The sequence below is a fragment of the Paraburkholderia sp. BL10I2N1 genome, from assembly GCF_004361815.1.
Lineage (GTDB): Bacteria > Pseudomonadota > Gammaproteobacteria > Burkholderiales > Burkholderiaceae > Paraburkholderia.
In genome coordinates this window covers 72,102-95,231 of sequence record NZ_SNWA01000001.1, presented here as the reverse complement: position 1 = coordinate 95,231, position 23,130 = coordinate 72,102, and the positions used below count along the sequence as shown (strand labels likewise).

Genomic DNA, 23,130 nt, shown 5'->3' with positions numbered 1-23,130 from the left:
CACGGCCTGAGTCACTGCGACGCTTCCTCACCGCCTCACTGCGGACTCGCTTCGTGCGGAATCGTCACCATCCACTGGACACCAAACCGGTCCGCGACCATGCCGAACCCTTTGCTCCAGAAGGTGGCTTGCCATGGCAACGTAATCTTGCCGCCGTCAGCCAGCGCGTTGAACAGCTTTTCGCCGGCGGCGGCGTCGTCGGCGGTGAGTGACAGGCTGAAGCCGGCATACGGAGTGGCCTGGGCTTTGCAGTCGCCGTCGGAAGCCATCAGTTCGGTCGTGCCGATCCGCAGCGTGGCGTGCATGATCTTGTCTTCCGTGCCTGGTGCGACGGGGTGTTCGTTTGAGGGCGGCGCGTCCTTGAAGCGCATCTGGAACAGCACCTCGGCGCCGAGTTTCTCTCGATAGAACGTCAGCGCCTCTTCGCAACGGCCGTTGAAAAATACATAAGGCTGGACTTGCATTCTCATCTCCTGGTATGCGTCACGCGGGCGGGGCGCCGCTGACCTCTTTGCCGCAATGCGGCAAGTCGGGACGTGACAGTGCAGATGATTGTAGGCGCTGCAGCCGCGCCAATTGTGACGACGTGTGAAGTTCCGCGAAGAGGGGGCAGAAGGCTGAGGGGGCGGAAGTCTGAGGCGGCGCGGAAGTGAGGGAAAAACAGCGCAAAAAACAGCGCGCGTGGCCGGGCGGCCACGCGCAGATCGGCGAAGTGCCTGCGGGGGCTAGCGCAGACCCTCGATCAGTTTTTCGAGCTTGACGGCGTCGGCCGCGAACGCGCGGATGCCTTCGGCGAGCTTTTCGGTCGCCATCGCCTCGTCGTTGACCTGGAAGCGGAACGACGACTCGTCGACCGGCACCTTCTTGATGTCGGCGCTCTTGCCGAGCTCCGGCGACAGCTTGCGTTCAACCGTTTCCGTGCTGTCCTGCAGCTTCTGCAGCAGGTCGGGGCTGATCGTCAGCAGGTCGCAGCCGGCCAGTTCGGTGATCTGCGTGGTGGTGCGGAAGCTCGCGCCCATCACTTCGGTCGGGTAGCCGAACTTCTTGTAGTACGCGTAAATGCGGCGCACCGACTGCACGCCCGGATCGTTCGCGCCGCCGTCTTTCGCCTCGTCCCAGTTGGCGCCGGCGTTCTTCTTGTACCAGTCGTAGATGCGCCCGACGAACGGCGAAATCAGTTGCGCGCCCGCTTCGGCGCAGGCGGCGGCCTGGGCGAGCGAGAACAGCAGCGTCATGTTGCATTTGATGCCGTCTTTCTGCAGGACTTCGGCGGCGCGGATGCCTTCCCATGTCGACGCGAGCTTGATCAGCACGCGTTCACGTTCGATGCCGGCGGCCTTGTAGAAACCGATCAGTTCGTGGGCCTTGGCGATCGACGCTTGCGTGTCGAACGACAGGCGCGCGTCGACTTCGGTGGATACGCGGCCCGGAATGATCTTGAGAATTTCAGTGCCGAATGCGATCAGCAACTGATCGATGATCGCGCCGACCGGTTTCGACGCGTGATCGCGTACGGTTTTCTCGAGCAGCGGACGATAGTCGTCCTTCTGCACGGCCTTGAGGATCAGCGACGGATTGGTGGTCGCGTCCCGCGGCTTGTACTGGGCGAGTTGCTGGAAGTCGCCGGTGTCGGCGACGACAGTCGTGTATTGCTTGAGCTGATCGAGTGCGGTAGTCATGTCGAGCCTTCTGGGCGCACACGCGCCGTGGTCCAGGGAAAGATGAGACTGCTGCTGGGGACGCTGGCGGCAGCCGCTCACATGCGACGCTTACGCAACCCTGCCGTAAAGCGCCGCCCGATACTTCTATTCTATGGCGGATCGGATGATGCGGTTTTGACAATGTCGCATCGGCATTTCGTTCGCGCCTGCCGGCTCACGTGCGGCGGGCAGTCAGCACGAACTGGGTCAGCACGCCGGCTACCAGCCCCCAGAACGCGGAGCCGATCGACAGCAGCGTAAGCCCGGAGGCCGTCACCATGAACGTGACGAGCGCCGCTTCGCGCTGCTTCACGTCCTGCATGGCGTTGGCGAGGCCGCTCATGATCGAGCCGAACAGCGCGAGCGCCGCGACCGACACCACCAGCGCCTTGGGCAGCGAAGCGAACAGCGCTGCGATTGTCGCGCCGAAAATGCCGGCGATCAGGTAGAAAGTGCCGCACCAGACAGCCGCGGTATAGCGCTTCGAACGGTCTTCATGGGCTTCATGACCGGTGCAGATGGCCGCGGTGATGGCGGCCAGGTTGATCCCGTGCGAGCCGAAAGGCGCGAGGATCAGCGAGGCGATGCCCGTCGTCGCGATCAGCGGCGCGGAGGGCGTCGTATAGCCGTCCGCACGCAGCACGGCGATGCCGGGCACGTTCTGCGACGCCATCGCGACGACGAAGAGCGGAATCCCGATACTGATGATCGCGGCGAGGGAAAACACCGGCATCGTCAGGACCGGGCGCGCGAGCGCGACGTGAAAGCGGCTGAAGTCGAGGAGCCCGAGCCCGCCGGCCACCGCCGTGCCCACCACGAGCGTCGTCACGATCGCATAGCGCGGCGCGAAGCGCTTGATGACGAGGTAGACGAAGAACATCGTTAGCACGAGCGCCGTCTGGACCTGCGCCGCGCGGAAGATCTCGATGCCGATCTCGAACAGGATGCCGGCCAGCAGGGCCGACGCAATGCCTGCGGGAATCTTCTTCATCAGCGTATCGAACCAGCCGGTCAGGCCGACGACGGTTAGCAGCAATGCGCAGACGATGAACGCGCCGATTGCCTCGGGGTAGGCCACATGCGGCAGAGACGCGACGAGCAACGCGGCCCCCGGCGTCGACCAGGCGATCACGATCGGCGCACGAAACTTCAGTGACAGGCCAATGGTGGTGAGCGCCATGCCAATCGACAGCGCCCAGATCCACGACGAGATCTGCGCGTCGCTCAGATGCGCGGCCTGGCCGGCCTGGAACATCAGCACCAGCGAGCTGGTGTAGCCGGTCATCATCGCGACGAAGCCCGCGACGACGGCGGACACGGAGGTATCGGCAAAGGGCCTGAGCCGCGCGGGACGTGCCGCGGAAGGGGACAGTTCAGGCATAGGAGACTGCGTCATGCGGTTCTTTCGAAGGTTTGAGTGTAACTGGGGTATTGGGCGCTATTTGCTGAGCATGCGCATCGCGGCTTCGAGACCGGCGAGGGTGAGCGGATACATCCGGTGACCGAGCAGTTCACGGATGATCGACACCGATTGCCGGTATTCCCACAGGCCCTCCGGCTCCGGATTCAGCCACGCATGGTGCGGAAACTGATCGGCGAGGCGACGCAGCCACACGGCGCCCGGCTCCGCGTTGTTGTATTCGACCGAGCCGCCGGCCTGCACGACTTCGTACGGGCTCATCGTCGCGTCGCCGACGAAGATGAGCTTGTAGTCGGGTGCGAACCTGTGCAGCACGTCCCACGTCGGCGTGCGCTCGGCATGGCGGCGCCGGTTGTGCTTCCACAGGAAGTCGTACACGCAGTTGTGGAAGTAATAGAACTCGAGATGCTTGAACTCGGCCTTGGTCGCGGAGAAAAGCTCTTCGGTGCGCTTCACGTGATCGTCCATGGATCCGCCGACGTCGAGCAGCATCAGCACCTTCACATTGTTGTGCCGCTCGGGGACCATCTTCAGGTCGAGCCAGCCGGCGTTCGCGGCGGTGCTGCGGATCGTGTCGGGCAGATCGAGTTCTTCGGCCGCGCCTTCGCGCGCGAAACGGCGCAGGCGGCGCAACGCGACCTTGATGTTGCGCGTGCCGATCTCGACCTGATCGTCGTAGTCGCGGTACGCGCGTGCTTCCCACACCTTGACGGCCGTACGGTTGCCCGACGCTTCGCCGCCGATGCGGATGCCTTCCGGGTTGTAGCCGCCATTGCCGAACGGCGACGTGCCGCCCGTGCCGATCCATTTGTTGCCGCCTTCGTGGCGACCTTTCTGTTCTTCGAAGAGTTCCTTCAGGCGCTCCATCAGCTTGTCGAGACCGCCCATCGCTTCGATCTGCGCTTTCTCCTCGGGCGACAGGTCGCGCTGCAGCTTCTTTTTCAGCCAGTCGAGCGGCACGTCGAGCACAAGCTCCGACTTGCCTTCGACGCCGCGGAAATACTCGCCGAAAGCCTGATCGAAGCGGTCGAAATACTGCTCGTCCTTCACGAGCGTGAGGCGCGCGAGGTAATAGAACTCGTCGAGCGACGGCGCGATCACGTTCGCCTTCAGCGCTTCGAGCAGCGTCAGGTATTCCTTCACCGAAACCGGCAGTTTCGCGGCGCGCAGCGAATAGAAGAAGTCGATCAACATGCTGTTTCCTCTGTGGTGCCTGTGCGGATCTCGTCCCGCTTCGTCCCGCTTCGTCCGGTTTGCTGGTCGCGTGTGCGCGTGACTGGATGTGCGCTTTCGATAAGTGTGTCGACGGGCGGATCAACGCCCGAGCTTGTACTTCAGGTTGGCGCCCACCGCCGGCCATTCCGATTCGATGATCGAGAACACCACGGTGTCGCGCAACACGCCATCCTTGCCGATCTGGTGATTGCGCAGGATGCCGTCCTGCTTCGCACCGAGCCGCTCGATGGCGGTGCGCGACTGCTGGTTCATGAAATGCGTGCGGAACTCGACAGCGATTGCGCGCAGCGATTCGAAGGCGTGTGTGAGCAGCAGCAGCTTGGCTTCGGTATTGAGCGGCGTGCGCTGCACGCGCTTCGCGTACCACGTATGACCGATCTCGAGCCGGCGATGCGCCGCTTCGACATTGAACATGCGCGTCGAGCCGACGATGTCGCCCGACCCGACGTCGCGCACGACGAAGGGTTGCGCGCCGAGGTTGTCGCGCATCGCGAGCGCTGCTTCGATCCATGCGCGCTCGGTGCCCGGCGCCGGCACGCTCGTGTACCAGAGATTCCACAGTTCGCCGTCGGCGGCGGCCGCGGCGATGGCCTGCTCGTGATCGAGGGTCAGTGGTTCGAGGCTGACGTGTTGGCCCTTCAGGATAACGGGCTCGATCCATCGGCTCATATAACGGTCTCCGTGCGCGTGTTGTCTGTTGCGGATGCAATGCCGGTTCCCGCGCAAGGCGGAGGGCGCGACATTCTGTCGCACCCCGTCATCGGCCGTCTAGCGGTTGTTGCGGTTCATGAATATGAGCCGCTCGAAGAGGCTCACGTCCTGTTCGTTCTTCAAGAGCGCGCCATGCAGCGGCGGGATGATCTGCTTGTGATCCGCCGAACGCAGGGCTTCTGGGGGAATGTCTTCCGCGAGCAGGAGCTTCAGCCAGTCGAGCAGTTCCGACGTCGACGGCTTCTTCTTCAAGCCTGACACGTTGCGCAGTTCGAAGAAGCTCTGCAGCGCGGCAGCCACCAGCGCCTTCTTGATGCCCGGATAGTGGACCTCGACGATCTGCTCCATCGTCTGCGCATCGGGGAACCGGATGTAGTGGAAGAAGCAGCGGCGCAGGAACGCATCCGGCAGTTCCTTCTCGTTGTTCGACGTGATGATCACGAGCGGGCGCTGTTTCGCTTTCACGAGCTCGCGCGTCTCGTACACATAGAATTCCATGCGGTCGAGTTCGCGCAACAGGTCGTTCGGGAATTCGATGTCGGCCTTGTCGATCTCGTCGATCAGCAGCACGACCTGCTGGTCGGACTCGAAAGCCTGCCACAGCACGCCTTTGACGATGTAGTTGCCGATGTCTTTCACACGCTCGTCGCCGAGCTGCGAGTCGCGTAGGCGCGAGACCGCGTCGTACTCGTAGAGGCCTTGCTGCGCCTTCGTGGTGGACTTGATGTGCCACTGCAGAAGCGGCATGCCGAGCGCTGCCGCGACTTCTTCCGCGAGCATCGTTTTGCCCGTGCCGGGCTCGCCCTTGATGAGCAGCGGCCGTTTGAGCGTCATCGCGGCATTGACCGCGAGCTTGAGGTCGTCGGTGGCGACGTACTGCGATGAGCCTTCGAAACGCATGGCGAACTGCTCTCTCGAAAAATTGCAGTATAAGTCAGAAGCCCTTTCTGCCTGAAACGGGCTCGCGTATGGTGTAGACCGCAGTGTGACCCGCGTATGCCGCACACGACAGCGGTTCGCGGGCGCGGCTGTACAAACGCAGTGCACCCGGCTCTCGCGCCCGCCCGGTGGACGTCCGGCGTGGCGTCGCGGTACAATTAGCGCGATTTTTTTGGCCTGCGTGGCTCCTTTACAAGAATAACGGCGCAGGCCGTTGCCTTTTTGGGCGCCCGTTTCCCCTCATGCCAGGTTACAACCTATGAACAGAATCGTCGGCAAACACCTCGTGATCGCAGCGCTGTCGGCGCTCGCAGGCTTTGCGGCCAGCGCGCAGGCGGCGGATGTCGTTGGCAACGCGAAGGCGGGCCAGGGCAAGGTCGCGATGTGTATTGGCTGCCACGGCATTCCCGGCTACCGCACGGCGTATCCGCAGGTCTACCGGGTGCCGATGCTGGGCGGCCAGAATGCGCCATACCTCGAAAGCGCGCTGCGCGCCTACCGGAAGGGCGACCGCCATTTCGAATCGATGCATGCCGTTGCGGCGTCGCTGTCCGATCAGGACATTGCCGACATCGCGGCGTACTACGCGGCGCAAACGGTCTCTTCGAAGAACAATCCCAACAAGTGATCGGCGTCGGTCACCAGCTCATTCAATTCGCGGGATAGGAGAATTCATGAAGAAGCCCCATCAGGCACTCCACACGGTGTTCAAGGCTGCGTGCGCGTCGGTCGTTTTCGCTGGTTTCGTCGCGTCGAATGTCGCGCACGCAGCCGATGCGTCCAACGGCAAGGTGCTCGCCGACAGCCATAACTGCGCGGCCTGCCACGGCCCGAACCTCAACAAGCCGGTGAGCCCGGAATATCCGAAGCTCGCGGGTCAGCATGCCGATTACGTCTACTGGGCGTTGCGCCAGTATCAGATGGGCACCGGCAACCCGCACCTCGGTCGCAACAACGCGATCATGCAGGCGCAGGTGCAGAGCCTCTCGCAAGGCGACATGAAAGACATCGCGGCCTATATCGAATCGATCGACGGCGATCTCGTGCAGAAGAAGTAAGCACGCCTCGCGTGACTGGTTCGCAGATAACAGAACACCCCGCTACGGCGGGGTGTTCTGTTATCTGCCAAGTGGTACGTGCAGGCTTGCCGATTGCGGCGCGCCATGACGCCTGTGGCTCGCGGCGCCTGCGCGGCTTGCTCAGTCCCGTGAAGCGCGGCGTTCAATGCGGGCGAGATATGCGTCCGTGTCCGGTGGCGTGCCGGTGCGCTGAGCTTCCCAGATGGTTTCGCCGAGGCAGTCCATGATCGCGTGCTGCGCGTCGTGGGTCGACCCGAGGCGGCTAGCGAGACGCTCATGAGCAGCACGGATGCCCGGCGGCTGGTCGATAGAGAGCTGTTCGCTGATCGCCAGATGCATGGAGAGATGCAGGAACGGGTTCGTTTGTTCCCGCTCGGGCGAATAGTCCTGCGCAGTCGCGGCCTCGGTGTCTGACAGATCCGCATGGTATTCGGGATGCTCGACGATCCAGTCGGCGGCGATCGCTTCGAGCGGCGTGAGGATTTCACCCGCGCGTTGTTTGCGCCAGGTGTCGGTGAAAAAATGTCGGACTTCGTCGCGGCTGGGATTGAACATCGTGGGCTGGATCGGGGAAGTGAGAGGCGGAGAGACTGGCTGTCCGCAACGGCAAGCCGTCATTTTACGCCGGGCGGAAAAGGCCCGCTGGCGGCCTCTGGGCGGTGTGACGTCGCGAAGCGGACTCAGGCGTGCCGCAGAGCGGGGCTCACCCGGGCGGACGTCAGTCAAAGGTCCGGCGGCGGTGTTTTCTGTTTGAACTCGCACAACGGCTCGATCACGCAGTGCCAGCACTCGGGCCGGCGAGCCTTGCAGACATAGCGGCCATGCAGGATCAGCCAATGATGGGCATCCTGCAGGAACTCGGCGGGCGTGAATTTTTCCAGTGCGATTTCGACGGCGCGCACGTCCTTGCCTGGCGCAAGCCCCGTTCGATTGGCAACCCGAAAGATGTGCGTATCGACGGCGATCGTCGAATGGCCGAACGCCGTGTTCAGCACGACATTCGCTGTCTTGCGGCCGACGCCGGGCAGACTCTCCAGCGCCTCGCGATCAGCCGGAACCTCACCGCCATACTGTTCGAGCAGGATGCGGCAGGTGGCGACGACGTTCTTCGCCTTGGTCCTGTAGAGCCCGATCGTCTTGATGTAATCGGCGACGCCTTCCTCTCCAAGTTCGAGGATCTTCTGTGGCGTATTGGCGACCGGGAACATCCTGCGCATCGCTTTGTTCACCGATACGTCGGTGGCCTGCGCCGAGAGCATCACCGCGATCAGCAGTTCGAACGGTGTCGTGTATTCGAGCTCGGTCGTCGGGTGCGGGTTGAGGCTCTGCAGCGTTTCGTAGATGGCGCGGCGTTTGTTCGCGTTCATGCGCGGCGCTCAGGAATGGGTTGAGTGGGTATCGTCGGCACTGCCTGCGCCTTCCTGCGTGGAGTGCCTGGCTTCCCCATCCGTTGCCTCCGGCGCGATGCCAAGGCGGCGACGCCGTGCTTCAACGGCGTCGATCTGCGCCTGTACATCGGCGCTCACCTGCTCCGTATTCTGCGGACCCTGGCCTTGCGTGGAAAGCGCTTCTTTCTTCTTGCGCGCCCGTTCGAGTGCGGCCTGGATAATGGCGCGTTTCTTCGCTTCAGGGTCCTCGTTGGATGAGCCGGTAGCGCTCGTGTCGGCGGCAGCGGTGGCCGACACGCCTGCTCCGGCGCCCACTCCCGCGCTGGCGGCACGGCGCGCCGCTGCGCGCGCTTCGGCCGCCTCGCGCTCGCGCGTGAGCCGGGCGTTGCGGCGTTCATAACGTTGGCGAGCCGCGTCCGCCTGTTCCTGCGACCACGCGTCCCAACCGGTTAGCCCGTCGGTGACGGGCACCATCGCGATACAGTCGACCGGGCAGGGCGCGACGCAAAGGTCACAGCCGGTGCATAGCTTTCCAATGACGGTGTGCATCTGCTTTGGGGCGCCGACGATTGCATCGACCGGGCAAGCCTGTATGCACAGCGTGCAGCCGATACACAGGTTTTCGTCGACGACAGCCACCGGGCGGACGCGTTCGACGCCATTGTCGGGATTGAGCGGGATGACCGCTTTGCCGAGCAGGTCGGCGAGGCGCTCAACCCCTTCGGCGCCGCCCGGCGGGCACTGGTTATAGTTCGCCTCGCCTCGGGCGATCGCCTCGGCGTAGGGGCGGCAGCCTTGGTAGCCGCATTTCGTGCATTGTGTCTGGGGGAGCAGATCTTCGATGCGATCAGCTACTGTTCTGGAATCGGTCACGGTCAGGACTTCGGGGCTTGCCGGCTGTCAGTCATGGGGGTAGGCCGGTTGCGGCGGCAGTGCGGAGCAGGTTCTGCGCTGCTTGCGCGGCAAGGCATCCGCTAAATGAGCCATTATCGCCGATTTTCCTGATTGTGCTTCGCAAACCATGTGCCATAATCGAAGCGCTTTTTCGAAAGACCGCAGAAGGGTGTTCCCCCAACATGGCGCGCCCGTTTGTGCTGTCGGTGCATGGCCGAGGAGAAGGCCGGCGGCACGATTCGGATAACGCGGCTCACGAAGCATGATGCCACCATGAATCAGCCGAAAATCAAAAGAGATCCTGAAGGCACCCGTCGCCGCATCCTGCTCGCGGCGGCCGAGGAGTTTGCAAATGGTGGGTTGTTCGGCGCTCGCGTCGACCAGATCGCCCGCCGCGCGGAAACCAATGAACGCATGCTCTACTACTACTTCGGTAGCAAGGAGCAGCTATTCACCGCCGTCCTGGAGCACGCGTTCAGCGCGCTCAACGAAGCCGAGCGCCTGCTTGACCTGAACGGCGTTGCACCCGTTGAGGCGATCACCCGTCTTGCGCATTTCGTCTGGGACTACTACCGCGATCATCCCGAACTGCTCCGGCTCGTGAACAACGAGAACCTGCATGAGGCACGCTACATGCAGAAATCGACGCGCATTCGCGAAATGATCTCGCCTATCGTTGCAACGCTTGGAAGTATTCTCGAACGTGGCCAGCGCGCGGGACTGTTTCGCACGAACGTCGATCCGCTGCGCTTCTATGTGACGTTGTCGGGGATGGGTTACTACATCGTGTCGAACCGCTTCACGCTCGAAGCGACGCTCGGCCGCGATTTCAGCTCGGCGAGCGAGCGCAGTGAGATCGTCCAGATGAACACGGAACTGCTGCTGGCCTATCTGATGCGACGCTAGGGTCGCAGGGAAGCGGCACCCGGACAACCGGGTGCGCATTCTGCCTGCAATCGATGCACGCACAACCATTGCACCTGACTGAACAGCATGACGCGCAGACGAAGCGGCGCGTCATGCGCGGGCGCATCCCATCTGGGTGACGGGCGCCCTGCGTGCTTCTCTTCACGCCTGCGCGGCGACCTTTTCCTGTACGGCTTTGGGCGCCTTGGTGTACTCGAGGATGAAGTCGCGCAGTTGGGGGTAAATGATGGTGCGCCAGCGGCGGCCCGAGAAAATGCCGTAGTGGCCGCACTTCTCGGCGGTGAAATGCTGCTTGTTCTGTTCGGGGATACCGCTGCACAGCTCGTGCGCAGCGCGCGTCTGGCCGCTGCCGGAGATATCGTCGAGCTCGCCTTCGATCGTGAACAGCGCCGTTCGGGTGATGTCCTGCGGGCGTACACGTTCGCCGGCGACATCCCATGTGCCTTCGGCGAGCCGGAACTCCTGGAACACGACACGGATCGTTTCGAGGTAGTACTCAGACGCCATGTCGAGCACGGCGTTGTATTCGTCGTAGAAGCTCCGATGCTGCTCGGCATCTTCTTCGTCGCCGCGCAGCAGGCTCTGGTAGTAGTCCCAGTGCGATGCCGCATGCCGCTCCGGATTCATCGCGACAAAGCCGGTGTGCTGCAGGAAGCCCGGATACACCTTGCGTCCGATGCCCGGATAATTCGGCGGCACCGTGTGGATCACGTTGTTGTCGAACCACTCGTACGAGTGCTGCGTGGCGAGCGAATTGACGGACGTCGGGCTCCGGCGGGCGTCGATCGGGCCACCCATCATCGTCATCGTGAGCGGAGTGTCCTCGCCGCGGCTTGCCATCAGCGAGATGGCCGCGAGCACCGGCACCGTCGGCTGGCACACCGAGATCACGTGCAGATTCTTCGCGCCGATATGCCGGATGAATTCCTGGATGTACGCGACGTAGTCGTCGAGATGGAACGGACCGTCTTCGAGCGGCACCATGCGCGCGTCGATCCAGTCGGTGATGTAGACCTTGTGGTCCTGCAGCAACGTGCGAACCGTGTCGCGCAACAACGTCGAGTGGTGGCCCGACAGCGGCGCGCACACCAGCACCACCGGTTCGTCTTTCAGCTGCGAGACCGCGCCGCTGTCATCGGCGTAGCGCTTGAAACGCAGCAGGCGGCAGAACGGCTTCTCGATGATTGTCTGCTCGACGATCGGGATGTTGTGGCCGTCCTTGACGATCTGGTGCAAGTTGAATTCGGGTTTTTCGTAATCCTTGCCGAGCCGGTAGAGCAGTTCGTAGCCCGCTGATAGCCGGGTTGCGCCCGGTACGTACGCAAACGGGCTGGCCGGATTCGCGAAGGATTTCGACGCGGCCTGGGCCCAGGCGGTAAGCGGGCTCAGAAGTGCCCGCTGGAATTCGTGCAGTTGATAGAGCATGGGTGCTCCAGCGTTGGTGTTGTTCGCATGGGGCGGCGCAAAAACGCGTAAGGCGTTGCGGCGGGCCGTTATTGGGTGCAGACCTTTGGTTATCGGCCGACATTCGGATTGGATGATATCGGACAAACCCCGATTGTGCAATGCAACAACCGTGGCGCAGCGCACGTAAGTAACGTCAACGAATCAAAGGCTTGGCCAGGCTGACAGGGTCTTCCCTACGATCCAGCCGAGGCATTGCTTTGGTCCCCGCCGTTACCGTGAGCCGTCTCACTGGCAGGTACGCCATTGTGGGCGGGATGGCCAGTCGCTTTCGCCATTTCCTGCTCGTGTTTCATCAGGTTCAGCCCGGTATGCACCAGCGCGACGTGCGAGAAGCCCTGCGGGAAATTACCGACGAGCCGTTTCGCGGCCGGATCGTATTCCTCAGACAACAACCCGACGTCGTTTCCAAGTGACACCAGACGCTCATACATGGTGATCGCTTCCTGTACGCGGCCCTGCAAGGCGAGGTTGTCGACCATCCAGAAACTGCAGGCGAGAAAGGTGCCCTCGCCGGGCGGCAGGCCGTCGTCGAATTCGGTGGTGCGGTAGCGCATCACGAAACCGTCACGCAGCAGGTATTTTTCGACGGCTACGACGGTGCCTGCGATTCGGGGATCGGCTGGTGGCAAAAATCCCAGCAGCGGCAGCAGCAGGACGCTCGCGTCGAGCTCATCGCCGCCGTAGACCTGTGTGAATGCGTTGAGTCCGGCGTTCCAGCCTTTGGCGCAGACGTCGGCGTGAATCTGTGCGCAAACCTGGAGCCAATGATCGAGCGGCGCCGGCAGGTTAAACGTTTCGGCCGACTTGATCGCGCGGTCGAACGCCACCCACGCCATGACTTTAGAAAAAGTGAAATGCTGGCGGCCGCCGCGCGTCTCCCAGATGCCTTCGTCGGGGTCACTCCAGATTTTCTCGAGGTGTTCGAGCATCGCGCACTGGATATTCCACGCCGTTTCATCCGCCTGCAGGCCGCCGACGCGCGCCAGATGCAGCGCGTTCATGACTTCGCCATAAACGTCGAGTTGCAACTGATTGACGGCATTGTTGCCGACGCGGACCGGTCGGGCGCCCTGATAGCCGGGGAGCCAGTCGATCTCGAACTCAGGCAGACGCCGTTCGCCGGCGATGCTGTACATGATCTGCAACTGCTGCGGCGAGCCGGCCATCACGCGGCCCAGCCACTGGCGCCACTTGCGCGCTTCGTCGAAATGGCCGCCGCGCATCATCGCGAGCAGCGTGATCGTGGCGTCGCGCAGCCAGCAATAGCGGTAGTCCCAGTTGCGTGTGCCGCCCAGCTGTTCGGGCAGCGATGTTGTCGGTGCCGCGACGATGCCGCCCGTCGGCTCATAGGCGAGCGCCTTCAGCGTGATCAGCGAGCGGCGGATGGGTTCGGCCCAGCGGCCCTCGACGGTGCCGCGCGCCGACCATTCGAGCCAGTAGTTTTCGGTGCGGGCCAGCGCGGTGTGCGGATCGCGGGCAGGCGGCGCGTGCAGGTGCGACGGCGTATAGGCCAGCGAGAACGGCACGCGCTCGCCTGCCGTGACCGTGAATTCGGCAACGGTGCGCATGTTCTCGCCACGTACTTCGACAGGTGTGCGCAGTACGGTCGTGTCTGGGCCGACCACCGCCTTGATGCCGCTGTCGTTCGCGAGCCGGCTCACCCACGGCACGGAGAAGCCGTAGTCGAACCGCAGCACGAGTTCCATCTGCATGCGCACCGTGCCGCGTTTGCCGACGACGATGCGTACCAGTTCCGACGACCCATTCCCCGGCGGCATGAAATCGATGACGGTGACAGCGCCCTCGGGCGTTTCGAAATCGGTCTCGAGAATCAACGTTTCGCCACGATAGCGGCGCGTGGCGACGGGCTCGGATGAACCTTCGCCGACCGCGGGCGCGATCAGCCAGCGGCCGTTGTCCTCGGTGCCGAGCAGCGCAGCGAAGCAGGCGCCGGAGTCGAAACGTGGCCAGCAGAGCCAGTCGACGGAGCCTGAGCGGGAGACCAGCGCGGCGGTGTGACCGTCGCCGATGAGTGCGTAGTCTTCGATGAGAGAGGGCATAGAGGGCAGCAAATAGATGCGTCCGGTGCGTGACCTGTCGCGGGAGTTCAGGGGTAATAGATGGATCGTTCAGAGGCGTTGTCGCTCTTGACCTGCAAGGGTATCCGGTTCATTACGCTGCACTGCAACGACAACTGGCGTTCTGAATATTGCCTGCCTACAATCAGATTTTTCGGGCCGTGGCCCGAATCCACTTTCCAGCGCTTTCCATTGTTTCCACGCAACGCTCTTTTGGGGATTGAAGCCATGCTGAACCCGTCGAAATCCGATTGCATTACGATCCTCTCCGCCGCCAGCGAACTCACCGACGACGCGATGTTGTCACTCGACGCCAGCCAGCTCGGTTTGACGCGCAACGGAATGGAAACGGCCGCGGCGTTTCTCGTCGAACGTGCGTGCTTCAAGTGTTATCAGGAAAGTGACGGTCATTATGCCGTCGGCGGGCTGTCGTTGCAGGGAAGGTTGCGCCTCGAGCAGCTTTCGAACGGCTAAGGGCTGGTTTCGGCAGGCGGCCCGATGCGCCGCCCATTCATGCAGTCCACGCTATCTCTATCAGCGATATGCGCCTTGCATCGCGTGCCGCCGTTGCATGGCGCGTCATTCAGGCCGCTGTTCGGCTGCCAGGTGGTGGTTTGCGCTCGGGTGTTCTCGTGGACAGGTGTCGCCGGTCGGGCGTCCGTGACCTGGCGTGCCCCAGGCGCCCCCAGCTAGGCGCCCCCAGCTAGGCGCCCCCAGCTAGGCGCCCCCAGCTAGGCGCCCCCAGCTAGGCGCCCCCAGCTAGGCGCCCCCATCAAAAATGCTTCGAACCCACGTTGAGAATACCGATGACGCCGATGATGATCAGATACAGTGCCACGATGTAGTTGAGCAGGCGCGGCATGACGAGGATAAGAATGCCGGCGATCAAGGCAACGAGTGGACCGAGGCTGAGGGTGACGTTCATGAAGACTCCGTTGTGTTTGAGACTGCCTTTTAGAAGTACAACCATGCCGAATGCGTTGCCCGACCACGCGCAGTGCCCGCAACCATGTACGAAACCTGCCTGTCGGCCTTACGGGCTGTGCGATCCGCCGCAACCACCCTATACTTGCGCGACAAGAAAACAAATCCGCAGCGCGCGTGGCAGACCAGCGACACCATAACCGAACCAGCCCGATGTCGAAGGAGGTTCATGCATCGCACTGTCTGCCGGGCAGCATTCGCCGTGCCAGCGTCCGTGCCGCAAGCGGCACCACTCCGTACCGGTCGCTCGATAATAAGGGGTTTCGCACTCATGGTCTCTATCGTTGCTACGCATGCCGTTGCTGAGGGAAGTGCCGCTCCTCCCGCCGATGGCGTCTATGACCTGATCGTCGGTACCTACACTGGGGGTAAGAGCGAAGGCATCTACGTCTACCGTTTCGACACGAAGACCGGTGAAGCCACCCGGGTGTCCGCGACGAGGACGGTGAACCCGTCATATCTCGTCGTCACGCCCGATCGTCGCCACGTGTATGCGGTGAACGAGTCGCCTGGCGACAACGGCCCTGCCGGCCAGCGCGGCGGCATCAGCGCATTCAGCTTCGATGCGAAGAGCGGCCAGTTGACCTTCCTGAACAAGGTTTCTTCCGAAGGCAACGATCCGTGCTATCTGAGCCTGTCGCCCGATGACAGATATCTGACGACGGCCAACTATTCTGTCGCTCCCGATCCCGGCGGGAGCTTTGCGATCTTCCCGCTCGAGGCCGACGGCCAGATCGGTACAGCCGTTCTCACGGTTCATCACGAAGGCAGCGGGCCGGTGAAAGGACGGCAAGACAGCGCCCACGTGCATTCGACGGTCTTTTCGCCGGATGGCCGTTATCTGTTCGCGCAGGATCTCGGCGCCGACAAGCTGTACGCGTACCGCTACACCCCTGACGGCAGCCGCGGCCTGCTCGGACCGACCGACACGCGCTACACCAAGACGAAGGCCGGCTCGGGCCCGCGCCATCTCGTCTTCGGCTCCGACGGCAAATATGCGTATCTGACGAGCGAACTAACGGCGACGGTCAGCACCTTTCGCTACGACGACGGCAATCTCACGCTGCTCCAGTCGCTGCCGCTCACCCAGCCGGGGTTCAAGGGCGAGGTCGGCGCGGCGGCGCTCCATCTGTCGCCGGACGGCCGTTTCCTCTACGCCACCAACCGCGGCGACGCGAACGAAATCGTGATCTTTTCGGTCGACCCGGCGAACGGTCATCTGAAGCTGGTGGGGCACCAGTCGAGCCTGGGTGAGGCGCCGCGCGAGTTCGCGATCGATCCGAGCGGACAGTGGCTGATCGTGGGCAACCAGAACAGCGATACGGCGTACGTGTTCCGGCGCGATCAGCAGAGCGGTCTGCTGGACCCGAACCCGAAACGTATCGATATCGGTTCGCCGGTCGACTTCAAGCTGGTGTCACCGTCCTGACGGCGGGGCGGGGCATGACCCGGAGGCAGCGCCTCCGGGTTCGGCTTGTTTGAAAGGAACCGCGTTTATTCTGCCGACCCGGGCGCGAGCACTTCGCGACTGCCGTTGATGCCCATCGGCGAGACGAGGCCTGCGGTCTCCATCTGTTCGACCAGGCGCGCCGCGCGGTTGTAGCCGATGCGCAACTGCCGCTGCACAGAAGAGATCGACGCGCGCCGCGTACGCACGACGAACGCGACGGCTTCGTCGTAGAGCGGATCGGCCTCGGCATCCGGCGCGTCGCCGAAGAGATCCGGCGCCGCGCCTTCGGTCGCCGGGCCGTCGAGGATGCCTTCTTCGTACTGCGGCTCGCCGAACTGCTTCAGATATTCGACGATTCGGTGCACTTCCTCGTCTTCGACAAATGCACCGTGTACGCGCTGCGGATAACCGGTACCGGGCGGCAGGAACAGCATGTCACCCTGGCCGAGCAGCGATTCCGCGCCCATCTGGTCGAGAATCGTGCGCGAGTCGATCTTCGACGACACCTGGAAGGCGACGCGTGTCGGAATGTTCGCCTTGATGAGGCCGGTGATCACGTCCACCGACGGCCGCTGCGTCGCGAGAATCAGATGGATGCCGGCTGCGCGCGCCTTCTGCGCGAGGCGCGCGATCAGTTCTTCGATCTTCTTGCCGGCCACCATCATCAGGTCGGCAAGCTCGTCGATCACAACGACGATGAGCGGCAGCGGGGCAAGCGGCTCGGGCGCTTCAGGGGTCAGCGAGAACGGGTTGCCGAGCTTCTTGCCGGCGGCCTCGGCATCGCGGATCTTCTGGTTGAAGCCCGCAAGGTTGCGCACGCCGACGGCGGACATCAGCCGGTAGCGCTTTTCCATCTCGCCGACACACCAGTTGAGCGCGTTCGCGGCGAGCTTCATGTCGGTGACGACCGGTGCGAGCAGATGCGGGATGCCCTCGTAGACCGACAGCTCGAGCATCTTCGGGTCGATCATGATGAGGCGCACTTCCTCGGGCGTCGCCTTGTAGAGCAGCGACACGATCATCGCGTTGATCGCCACCGATTTGCCCGAACCGGTCGTGCCCGCGACCAGCATGTGCGGCGCCTTCGCGAGGTCCGCGACGACGGGATGACCCGTGATGTCCTTGCCCATCGCGAGCGTCAGATTCGAGCGCGAGTTCTGGTAGACGTTTGCTTCGAGGATCTCGGACAGACGGATCATCTGGCGTTTGGCATTCGGCAGTTCGAGACCCATGCAGGTCTTGCCGGGAATCGTCTCGACGACGCGAATCGACGTGAGGCCGAGGCCGCGCGACAGGTCCTTCATCAGGCCGACGATCTGGCTGCCACGCACGCCGAGCGCCGGCTCGACTTCGAAGCGCGTGATGACCGGGCCCGCCGAGGCGCCGACGACGGTTACGGGCACCTTGAATTCCTGGAGGCGCTGCTCGATCAGCTGGCCGGTTTCGGCGAGCCGCTCTTCGGGGATCGGCTCGGCGTCCGCCGACGCGCGTTCGAGCAGATCGAGCGACGGCAGTTCGACCATCGACGCGGCCGGCGCGTGGAATTCGAAGCCGGTTGGCGCATGGCCACGAGGTGGCGGCGGCGTGATCACGGGCCGGGCGGCGGACGTGTCATGTGCGTTGTACGGCACGTCGTCTTGCAGTTCCGGTTCCTGTGCCCGCGTGGGTTCGATCAGGGTTGCGACGGCTGCGAGCGGCGCACCCGGGAAGCGGACAATGTTCGACAGGGCAGGGGTGTCGTCGGTTTCGGCTTCTGATTCGGCTTCAGCTTCTGGCGGCTGGGCTGGCGCGGCGGTTTCTGCCGGTGCGGCCACAACATGGAGCGCCGGTGCGGAAACTCGGGCAGACGGTTCCATGGCATGCGTCGGCGGCTGGGCGTGATGATGCGACGTCATCGATGAGCCCGTGCGGAATTCGGCTACGTCAGCGTCTGCCATTTCCCATGGCGCGACCCGCGCATCCAGCGGCGCGGCGGCCGAGGGCGCGTGTATGGGCGTCACGTCGGCGAGGTGAGTCATGATCGACTGCATGGCCTCAGCGGTCGCAGCGGTCGCAGCGGATGCTGCCGGTTTTTCTGCTTCGAGAGCTGGCGAGGGTGCCGCCGACGACACGTGTGCGGCCGAAGACGCGCCGGGCGTTGCCGGTTCGCGGGTGGCTTCGCTGGAGGCTTGGGGGGTGTCGGTTTGCTGCGGCAAGGTATCCGCTTGCGCCTCCACGCCGGCGGTCGCAGGCGACGGCGCAACGGTAACGATGGCGGCCGGTTCCGTAGGGGCATTGGCTAGCGCGACCGCGGCGACCTCACTGATCAGCGCGGGTGCTTGTGATTCGGTGCCGGTGGTCGGGGTGGACGGCGCGGCGTCTGGGGAACCTATGTGCGTAACCGGGACGGGCGGTAGGGCCTCCCCCATGTCGGCCTGTTTGCCTGGCGAAGCTGAAATGAACGTGGCGAGTGGTGTGTCGATAGACGAAGCTGCAGCGCGCGCATCGGGCGCGTGGTCCCGCCCGGACGCAACAGGCTCGTCGGCCGACGCACTCGCCGACGCAGGCACCGGTGCAACGATGCCAGCGTTTTCGACAGGTGCATTCGCCTCGGGAAGTTCCGCCGGAACATCTACCGACGCCTTACGCGCGCTGTCCATTGCCTCCGTCCCGCTGATACGGGCGAGGCCGGCGCCGGCGAGTGTTGTCCAGCGCGCAGCGTTTTCCTCGATGCTGCGCAGCGTTTCCTGCACGCTCGCGGTCGGGGGGACGCGTGGCGTGCCGACCGCTGGCCGCGAATAGGCCGGGGCGCGCACGCTGCCAGGCGCAGGCGGTCGAACGTACGGTTGCGTGGGCCGGGGAGCCGGGTGCGGAGTCTGGGCTGAGCCGGCTGTCCCTGCCGTACCGGGAGTCCACGAAGCCGCGCCCGGACCGGCATCCTCCATCGGACGGGGTGTCGCGCCCTTGCGTCGTGCGTCGTTCGCCGTTGTTGTATCGCGTGACGGCCCGGATGAGCGTGTCGTCGCGCCCGGCTCTCGAAGCCATTCGGCTGGCGCCACGGGTTCGGACGGGGTCCACGATGCGCGTCCATCCTGCCGTTGCGGCGGGTTGACCCGTCCGCGCGCAGCCTCGGCAGCCTGCGACGCCTGAACACGTGCGCTGCCACCCCAGCTCGCGTTGCCTTGCGGCGAGGCGCCGCGTGTATCACCCGCTGCCGCTACGCCACCGGCAACGCCCGTCGCCGCCCCCCGCGCAACCGAGGGCGGACGCCATACGGTCGGCCGCGCATAGCGACCGTTCGACTTCGGCGCCATCGTATTGATGGAGGTGGACGTGGCCGCGTGCGACGGCAGTGCGTCATCGGCGGCGGCGCGGCGCGGGCGAGCCTCTTCGTCGCGCTTCGCGAACGTGCGCGAGAGCCCGAGGCCGAACGCGCCGTCAGCCCACAACGCCACTTGCGACCAGCGAAAGCCGACGAGCCACGGCAGGCTCACCAGCAGCAGCGCGGCCATCACGAGCGGCGTGGCGATTGGTCCGAACAGATGACCGAAGCCCGTCGCGAGCGCGTGCCCCAGACCGTCGACGCCAGCGATATGAACCAGTGACGTCTCCAGCGTGCAACTCGCGACCATCACGCAGACGAAGCCAAGCCACAGCCGGATCGTGCCCGGACCGCGCAGGCCGGTGCCACCCGGCAGGACGGATTTCGCGAGGCGCCACAAAAGAGGAAGAAGCCAGACGGCCGAGGCGCCGAACCAGCTGAAAACTACCGTGTGCATGCTAGACATCAACGAATGACGGAAGCTCAGAAACGCAATCCGTCGAGTTTAACCGGTGAAGCGGGACGCTTCTAAGACAGGCGGGCGAATGCCGGGGCCAATAGCGGCGGCCTTGGGTGCGCAATCCGCAGCAGCCAGTGGCTGCCGCGCAGGCTATCCCGACAGCCGGCGCAGCTATCGAGGCCCCTTCGATCATTGGCCGCGCTGAGCGAAGACGAGCGTGTCGCCGTTCTCGAGGATCAGCTGCAGCTGTTGCGGTGCGCGCATCTGGACACCGGTACGGTCGATATGGCCGAGCGCGTCGAGAAAGGCGCCTTCGATCTTGCCGCCCGGTGTCATGCAGGCCATGCGCGTGCCCGCCAGCGGTCCGAACGACAGCTTGCCGTCTTTTAGCATATAGGCGCCCATAAACCGGTTGCAGCCCGAGAAGCCGCTCGCGCGGCGCTGGCCGCTAGCTGTCGACAGATCGAGCGACACCGGCTCGCCGGTGTCGCCGTGCGGTACGTCGCGCATCGTGCCGTCCGCCTGTTTCCAGCTGGTCAGTTCCCACTTCGTGTCGTCGAGCAGCTGCGTCGCGGCCGGGTTGAACGGATCGGGCGCTTCGGCGGAGGCGTCGGTATGGACGGGAATCGCGCAGGCGGTGAGCAGCGAAGCGAAGGTCAGGGCGGCAAGCGGTGTGCGCCACCGGACGGAAAATGGGCTGATAGAGCGGCTGCGAACGCGGCTATGAAAGCGGTCGTGGAACGGAGCAATGCAACGCGCAATACGTCGTGCGAAAAACTTAAGGGCCATGGCGTCGTTCCTCTTCAAACTGGCGAAGGCGTAAGGGTAACGCACTCCCCAGTCCGCACGCGAGCGCATGTTAACATCCGCTGTTCCCTTTTTTTATCTCGATATTTTCTGGAGACCCCATGCAGATCGGTCAACGGATCGGCACCCCGCTGTCGACATCCGCAACACGCGTCATGCTGCTTGGCGCTGGCGAACTGGGCAAGGAAGTCATCATCGCGCTGCAGCGGCTCGGCATCGAAGTGATTGCGGTCGACCGCTATGCCGATGCGCCTGGCCATCAGGTTGCGCACCGTGCGCATGTGATCGACATGACCGACGGCGCCGCGTTGCGCGCGCTTGTCGAAGCCGAGAAGCCGCATCTGATCGTGCCGGAAATCGAGGCCATCGCGACCGACGCGCTCGCCGCCATCGAAGCCGATGGGCTTGCCGAAGTGATCCCGACCGCGCGTGCCACGCAACTGACGATGAACCGCGAAGGCATCCGCCGCCTTGCGGCCGAAGAACTCGGACTCGCGACTTCGCCGTACGCATTCGCCGATTCGCTCGACGATCTGAAAGCCGGCATCGCGAAAGTGGGCTATCCGTGCGTGGTGAAACCGGTGATGTCGTCGTCCGGCAAGGGCCAGTCGGTGCTGAAAAGCGATGCCGACATTGAACCTGCCTGGCAGTACGCGATGGCGGGTGGCCGTGTGAAAGGCGGGCGGGTGATCGTCGAAGGCTTCATCAACTTCGACTACGAGATCACCCAGTTGACCGTGCGGGCCGTCGATCCTGCGACCGGCCAGATCAGCACGTATTTCTGCGACCCGATCGGCCACGTGCAGGTTGCGGGCGACTACGTCGAATCGTGGCAACCGCAGCCGATGAGCCCGGTCGCGCTGCAGCGTTCGCGCGATATCGCAAACAAGGTGACGACGGCGCTGGGCGGGCGCGGCCTCTTCGGCGTGGAACTTTTTGTGCGTGGCGACGACGTGTGGTTTTCCGAAGTCAGCCCGCGTCCGCACGATACGGGACTCGTCACGCTGTGTTCGCAGCGCTTTTCCGAGTTCGAACTGCATGCGCGTGCGATTCTCGGTTTGCCGGTGGATACGTCGCTGCGGGAGCCGGGCGCATCGGCGGTGATTTATGGCGGCCTCGAAGAAGCGGGTATCGCGTTCGAAGGCGTCGCGCAGGCGCTGGCAGTGCCGAATGCCGATCTGCGCCTGTTCGGCAAGCCTGAGAGCTTCACGAAGCGCCGCATGGGCGTGGCGCTCGCCACCGGCGCGACCACCGACGAGGCGCGCGCGCGGGCGAAACAGGCGGCAGCGGCGGTGCGGCCGGTGTCGGCAAAGTAGGCAGTTGATGGCGCAGCCGCCCGTCGCGGGCGTTTGCGGTGCCAGGAGACGCAGGAGATACGAGCATGGACCCCGCTGTGAAGTCAGGCGAAAGCGCGCAACAGGGCACGCAACAGGGCACGCAACATCGTGTGCCTCACCGACGCAGCCGCATTGCCCGCGGGAGCGTGCTCGTCGCGCTGTGTGCGGGGCTTGCCGGCTGCGGCCTCGCGGCCGCGCCATGCCGGATTGCTTCGGCCGGCCTGAAGATCGTGCCGGTGGTCGGTCATGTCGCGGCTGCCCCGACCGATGCATGCGCGGACGTGATCGATCCATGACAGAGCGTTGCACCATCGTGGTTCGCCGTGGTTATCCGTTGTCAGGAGTGAGCAGTTCGATGAAAAACGGGCTCTTTGTCATATCGGGTGTACTGGGCGTTTCCCTGTTGTGCAACGCGGCTTTAGCTGCGCCGCTGCGTCTGACTGAAATCCAGACGAAAACCCGTCAGACGAGCAAATACACCTGTGCGACCGGCAAGATCCGGCAGGTGACCTACTGGAACGCCGCCAACGGGCAAAGTTTCGCGCTCGTGCCAGTCAAGGGGCAGCAACTGCTGTTTGTCAACACGATCGCCGCGTCGGGCGTGAGGTATCAGGCGGGCAGCTATATCTGGTGGACCAAGGGCCCGCGCGCCGATCTTTACGACGCCACCGCGGGCGAGAACACGCCGCCGATCCTGGCCGATTGCGTCACCATTGTTGGGTAGTCAGCTGGTCCGCTAGTCCGTCGCTCTATGGGTCCGCTGGTTCGCCGCCATGCGGTGGCGTGCCAACCCCTGCCGCCGTCCTCTCCTTCATCGTTGTCTCCCACTGTCGCGGACCGCGCCGGCGTGCCGGTCAGCGAACATCTTTTCTCCCTCGGTAGTAAGCTGTCTGACTCGCGCGCCTCGCCGTGCCGTGCGTGGCGCGTGAGTTCGTCGTCGATTGTCCGTCCC

22 protein-coding genes are annotated in these 23,130 nt (G+C 63.9%); 8 read left to right on the top strand and 14 right to left on the bottom strand.

The genetic code is table 11. The features are described from left to right. Positions 1–35: 35 nt before the first annotated feature. The 6 genes from yjdN to B0G77_RS00445 form a co-directional block, all read right to left on the bottom strand. Complete coding sequence (gene yjdN, locus B0G77_RS00470) at positions 36–464, bottom strand: VOC family metalloprotein YjdN (protein WP_133660369.1); 429 nt, start codon at positions 462–464, stop codon at positions 36–38. A gap of 261 nt (positions 465–725) precedes the next feature. Beyond that, positions 726–1,679: a transaldolase gene (gene tal, locus B0G77_RS00465; RefSeq protein ID WP_133660368.1), complete on the bottom strand. Its 954-nt coding sequence runs from the start codon at positions 1,677–1,679 to the stop codon at positions 726–728. Positions 1,680–1,875: 196 nt separating this feature from the next. Further along, a complete protein-coding gene (locus tag B0G77_RS00460; RefSeq protein ID WP_243751083.1) occupies positions 1,876–3,081 on the bottom strand; it encodes a benzoate/H(+) symporter BenE family transporter in 1,206 nt (401 codons plus the stop codon). Positions 3,082–3,138: 57 nt separating this feature from the next. Further along, entirely contained in the window at positions 3,139–4,314 is a 1,176-nt protein-coding gene (locus tag B0G77_RS00455) for a VWA domain-containing protein (RefSeq protein ID WP_133660366.1), read from the bottom strand. A 120-nt stretch (positions 4,315–4,434) separates the two neighbouring features. Continuing rightward, positions 4,435–5,025, bottom strand: a complete 591-nt coding sequence (locus B0G77_RS00450) for a GNAT family protein (protein ID WP_133660365.1) — start codon at positions 5,023–5,025, stop codon at positions 4,435–4,437. Positions 5,026–5,124: 99 nt separating this feature from the next. Then, positions 5,125–5,967: a MoxR family ATPase gene (locus B0G77_RS00445; RefSeq protein ID WP_133660364.1), complete on the bottom strand. Its 843-nt coding sequence runs from the start codon at positions 5,965–5,967 to the stop codon at positions 5,125–5,127. 298 nt (positions 5,968–6,265) lie between these two features. On the opposite strand from B0G77_RS00445, the gene B0G77_RS00440 reads away from it, so the two are divergent. Then, positions 6,266–6,634 (top strand): c-type cytochrome, encoded by a 369-nt coding sequence (locus B0G77_RS00440; RefSeq protein ID WP_133660363.1) that lies wholly within the window; start codon positions 6,266–6,268, stop codon positions 6,632–6,634. 46 nt (positions 6,635–6,680) lie between these two features. Continuing rightward, on the top strand, positions 6,681–7,064 hold the full coding sequence (locus tag B0G77_RS00435) for a cytochrome c (protein WP_133660362.1): 384 nt from the start codon (positions 6,681–6,683) through the stop codon (positions 7,062–7,064). Between the two features lie 141 nt (positions 7,065–7,205). Here the strand turns inward: B0G77_RS00435 and B0G77_RS00430 are convergent, their stop codons facing one another. The 3 genes from B0G77_RS00430 to rsxB form a co-directional block, all read right to left on the bottom strand. Continuing rightward, a complete protein-coding gene (locus B0G77_RS00430) occupies positions 7,206–7,640 on the bottom strand; it encodes a DUF1841 family protein (RefSeq protein WP_133660361.1) in 435 nt (144 codons plus the stop codon). 167 nt (positions 7,641–7,807) lie between these two features. Continuing rightward, the gene (gene nth, locus B0G77_RS00425; RefSeq protein WP_133660360.1) at positions 7,808–8,452 is read right to left on the bottom strand and encodes an endonuclease III; all 645 of its coding nucleotides are present in this window, start codon (positions 8,450–8,452) and stop codon (positions 7,808–7,810) included. Positions 8,453–8,461: 9 nt separating this feature from the next. Continuing rightward, a complete protein-coding gene (gene rsxB / locus B0G77_RS00420) occupies positions 8,462–9,352 on the bottom strand; it encodes an electron transport complex subunit RsxB (protein WP_208116444.1) in 891 nt (296 codons plus the stop codon). A 288-nt stretch (positions 9,353–9,640) separates the two neighbouring features. Here rsxB and B0G77_RS00415 point away from each other — a divergent pair, with 288 nt between their 5' ends. Next, complete coding sequence (locus B0G77_RS00415; RefSeq protein ID WP_133660358.1) at positions 9,641–10,273, top strand: TetR/AcrR family transcriptional regulator; 633 nt, start codon at positions 9,641–9,643, stop codon at positions 10,271–10,273. Positions 10,274–10,435: 162 nt separating this feature from the next. Here B0G77_RS00415 and phaZ read toward each other — a convergent pair whose 3' ends face one another. Further along, complete coding sequence (gene phaZ / locus B0G77_RS00410) at positions 10,436–11,719, bottom strand: polyhydroxyalkanoate depolymerase (protein ID WP_133660357.1); 1,284 nt, start codon at positions 11,717–11,719, stop codon at positions 10,436–10,438. Between the two features lie 215 nt (positions 11,720–11,934). Further along, a complete protein-coding gene (locus B0G77_RS00405; RefSeq protein ID WP_279571252.1) occupies positions 11,935–13,833 on the bottom strand; it encodes a glycoside hydrolase family 15 protein in 1,899 nt (632 codons plus the stop codon). A gap of 234 nt (positions 13,834–14,067) precedes the next feature. Here B0G77_RS00405 and B0G77_RS00400 point away from each other — a divergent pair, with 234 nt between their 5' ends. Further along, positions 14,068–14,313 carry a hypothetical protein gene (locus tag B0G77_RS00400; protein WP_133663976.1) on the top strand — a complete coding sequence of 82 codons (246 nt, stop codon included), beginning with the start codon at positions 14,068–14,070 and terminating at the stop codon, positions 14,311–14,313. A gap of 298 nt (positions 14,314–14,611) precedes the next feature. On the opposite strand, the gene B0G77_RS00395 is transcribed toward B0G77_RS00400, so the two are convergent. Continuing rightward, on the bottom strand, positions 14,612–14,764 hold the full coding sequence (locus B0G77_RS00395) for a DUF3096 domain-containing protein (protein ID WP_133660355.1): 153 nt from the start codon (positions 14,762–14,764) through the stop codon (positions 14,612–14,614). 228 nt (positions 14,765–14,992) lie between these two features. Here B0G77_RS00395 and B0G77_RS00390 point away from each other — a divergent pair, with 228 nt between their 5' ends. Further along, positions 14,993–16,252, top strand: a complete 1,260-nt coding sequence (locus B0G77_RS00390) for a lactonase family protein (protein WP_208116374.1) — start codon at positions 14,993–14,995, stop codon at positions 16,250–16,252. Positions 16,253–16,317: 65 nt separating this feature from the next. Here the strand turns inward: B0G77_RS00390 and B0G77_RS00385 are convergent, their stop codons facing one another. Together B0G77_RS00385 and B0G77_RS00380 are read right to left on the bottom strand one after the other, a co-directional pair. Further along, positions 16,318–20,031, bottom strand: a complete 3,714-nt coding sequence (locus tag B0G77_RS00385; protein ID WP_133660353.1) for a DNA translocase FtsK — start codon at positions 20,029–20,031, stop codon at positions 16,318–16,320. Between the two features lie 192 nt (positions 20,032–20,223). After that, positions 20,224–20,823: an META domain-containing protein gene (locus tag B0G77_RS00380; RefSeq protein WP_133660352.1), complete on the bottom strand. Its 600-nt coding sequence runs from the start codon at positions 20,821–20,823 to the stop codon at positions 20,224–20,226. 119 nt (positions 20,824–20,942) lie between these two features. Here B0G77_RS00380 and purT point away from each other — a divergent pair, with 119 nt between their 5' ends. The 3 genes from purT to B0G77_RS00365 all read left to right on the top strand — a co-directional run bounded on the left by purT (position 20,943) and on the right by B0G77_RS00365 (position 22,902). Continuing rightward, positions 20,943–22,157 carry a formate-dependent phosphoribosylglycinamide formyltransferase gene (purT, locus tag B0G77_RS00375; RefSeq protein WP_133660351.1) on the top strand — a complete coding sequence of 405 codons (1,215 nt, stop codon included), beginning with the start codon at positions 20,943–20,945 and terminating at the stop codon, positions 22,155–22,157. Between the two features lie 131 nt (positions 22,158–22,288). After that, the gene (locus tag B0G77_RS00370; RefSeq protein ID WP_133663975.1) at positions 22,289–22,474 is read left to right on the top strand and encodes a DUF6726 family protein; all 186 of its coding nucleotides are present in this window, start codon (positions 22,289–22,291) and stop codon (positions 22,472–22,474) included. A 59-nt stretch (positions 22,475–22,533) separates the two neighbouring features. Further along, the gene (locus B0G77_RS00365) at positions 22,534–22,902 is read left to right on the top strand and encodes an MliC family protein (protein ID WP_133660350.1); all 369 of its coding nucleotides are present in this window, start codon (positions 22,534–22,536) and stop codon (positions 22,900–22,902) included. Positions 22,903–23,130: the final 228 nt, after the last annotated feature.

What these genes read in the sequence shown, in the direction of transcription:
- yjdN (WP_133660369.1), bottom strand. Translation starts at nt 464, where the DNA reads ATGCAAGTCCAGCCTTATGTATTTTTCAACGGCCGTTGCGAAGAGGCG.
- tal (WP_133660368.1), bottom strand. Translation starts at nt 1,679, where the DNA reads ATGACTACCGCACTCGATCAGCTCAAGCAATACACGACTGTCGTCGCC.
- B0G77_RS00460 (WP_243751083.1), bottom strand. Translation starts at nt 3,081, where the DNA reads ATGCCTGAACTGTCCCCTTCCGCGGCACGTCCCGCGCGGCTCAGGCCC.
- B0G77_RS00455 (WP_133660366.1), bottom strand. Translation starts at nt 4,314, where the DNA reads ATGTTGATCGACTTCTTCTATTCGCTGCGCGCCGCGAAACTGCCGGTT.
- B0G77_RS00450 (WP_133660365.1), bottom strand. Translation starts at nt 5,025, where the DNA reads ATGAGCCGATGGATCGAGCCCGTTATCCTGAAGGGCCAACACGTCAGC.
- B0G77_RS00445 (WP_133660364.1), bottom strand. Translation starts at nt 5,967, where the DNA reads ATGCGTTTCGAAGGCTCATCGCAGTACGTCGCCACCGACGACCTCAAG.
- B0G77_RS00440 (WP_133660363.1), top strand. Translation starts at nt 6,266, where the DNA reads ATGAACAGAATCGTCGGCAAACACCTCGTGATCGCAGCGCTGTCGGCG.
- B0G77_RS00435 (WP_133660362.1), top strand. Translation starts at nt 6,681, where the DNA reads ATGAAGAAGCCCCATCAGGCACTCCACACGGTGTTCAAGGCTGCGTGC.
- B0G77_RS00430 (WP_133660361.1), bottom strand. Translation starts at nt 7,640, where the DNA reads ATGTTCAATCCCAGCCGCGACGAAGTCCGACATTTTTTCACCGACACC.
- nth (WP_133660360.1), bottom strand. Translation starts at nt 8,452, where the DNA reads ATGAACGCGAACAAACGCCGCGCCATCTACGAAACGCTGCAGAGCCTC.
- B0G77_RS00415 (WP_133660358.1), top strand. Translation starts at nt 9,641, where the DNA reads ATGAATCAGCCGAAAATCAAAAGAGATCCTGAAGGCACCCGTCGCCGC.
- phaZ (WP_133660357.1), bottom strand. Translation starts at nt 11,719, where the DNA reads ATGCTCTATCAACTGCACGAATTCCAGCGGGCACTTCTGAGCCCGCTT.
- B0G77_RS00400 (WP_133663976.1), top strand. Translation starts at nt 14,068, where the DNA reads ATGCTGAACCCGTCGAAATCCGATTGCATTACGATCCTCTCCGCCGCC.
- B0G77_RS00395 (WP_133660355.1), bottom strand. Translation starts at nt 14,764, where the DNA reads ATGAACGTCACCCTCAGCCTCGGTCCACTCGTTGCCTTGATCGCCGGC.
- B0G77_RS00390 (WP_208116374.1), top strand. Translation starts at nt 14,993, where the DNA reads ATGCATCGCACTGTCTGCCGGGCAGCATTCGCCGTGCCAGCGTCCGTG.
- B0G77_RS00385 (WP_133660353.1), bottom strand. Translation starts at nt 20,031, where the DNA reads ATGCACACGGTAGTTTTCAGCTGGTTCGGCGCCTCGGCCGTCTGGCTT.
- B0G77_RS00380 (WP_133660352.1), bottom strand. Translation starts at nt 20,823, where the DNA reads ATGGCCCTTAAGTTTTTCGCACGACGTATTGCGCGTTGCATTGCTCCG.
- purT (WP_133660351.1), top strand. Translation starts at nt 20,943, where the DNA reads ATGCAGATCGGTCAACGGATCGGCACCCCGCTGTCGACATCCGCAACA.
- B0G77_RS00365 (WP_133660350.1), top strand. Translation starts at nt 22,534, where the DNA reads ATGAAAAACGGGCTCTTTGTCATATCGGGTGTACTGGGCGTTTCCCTG.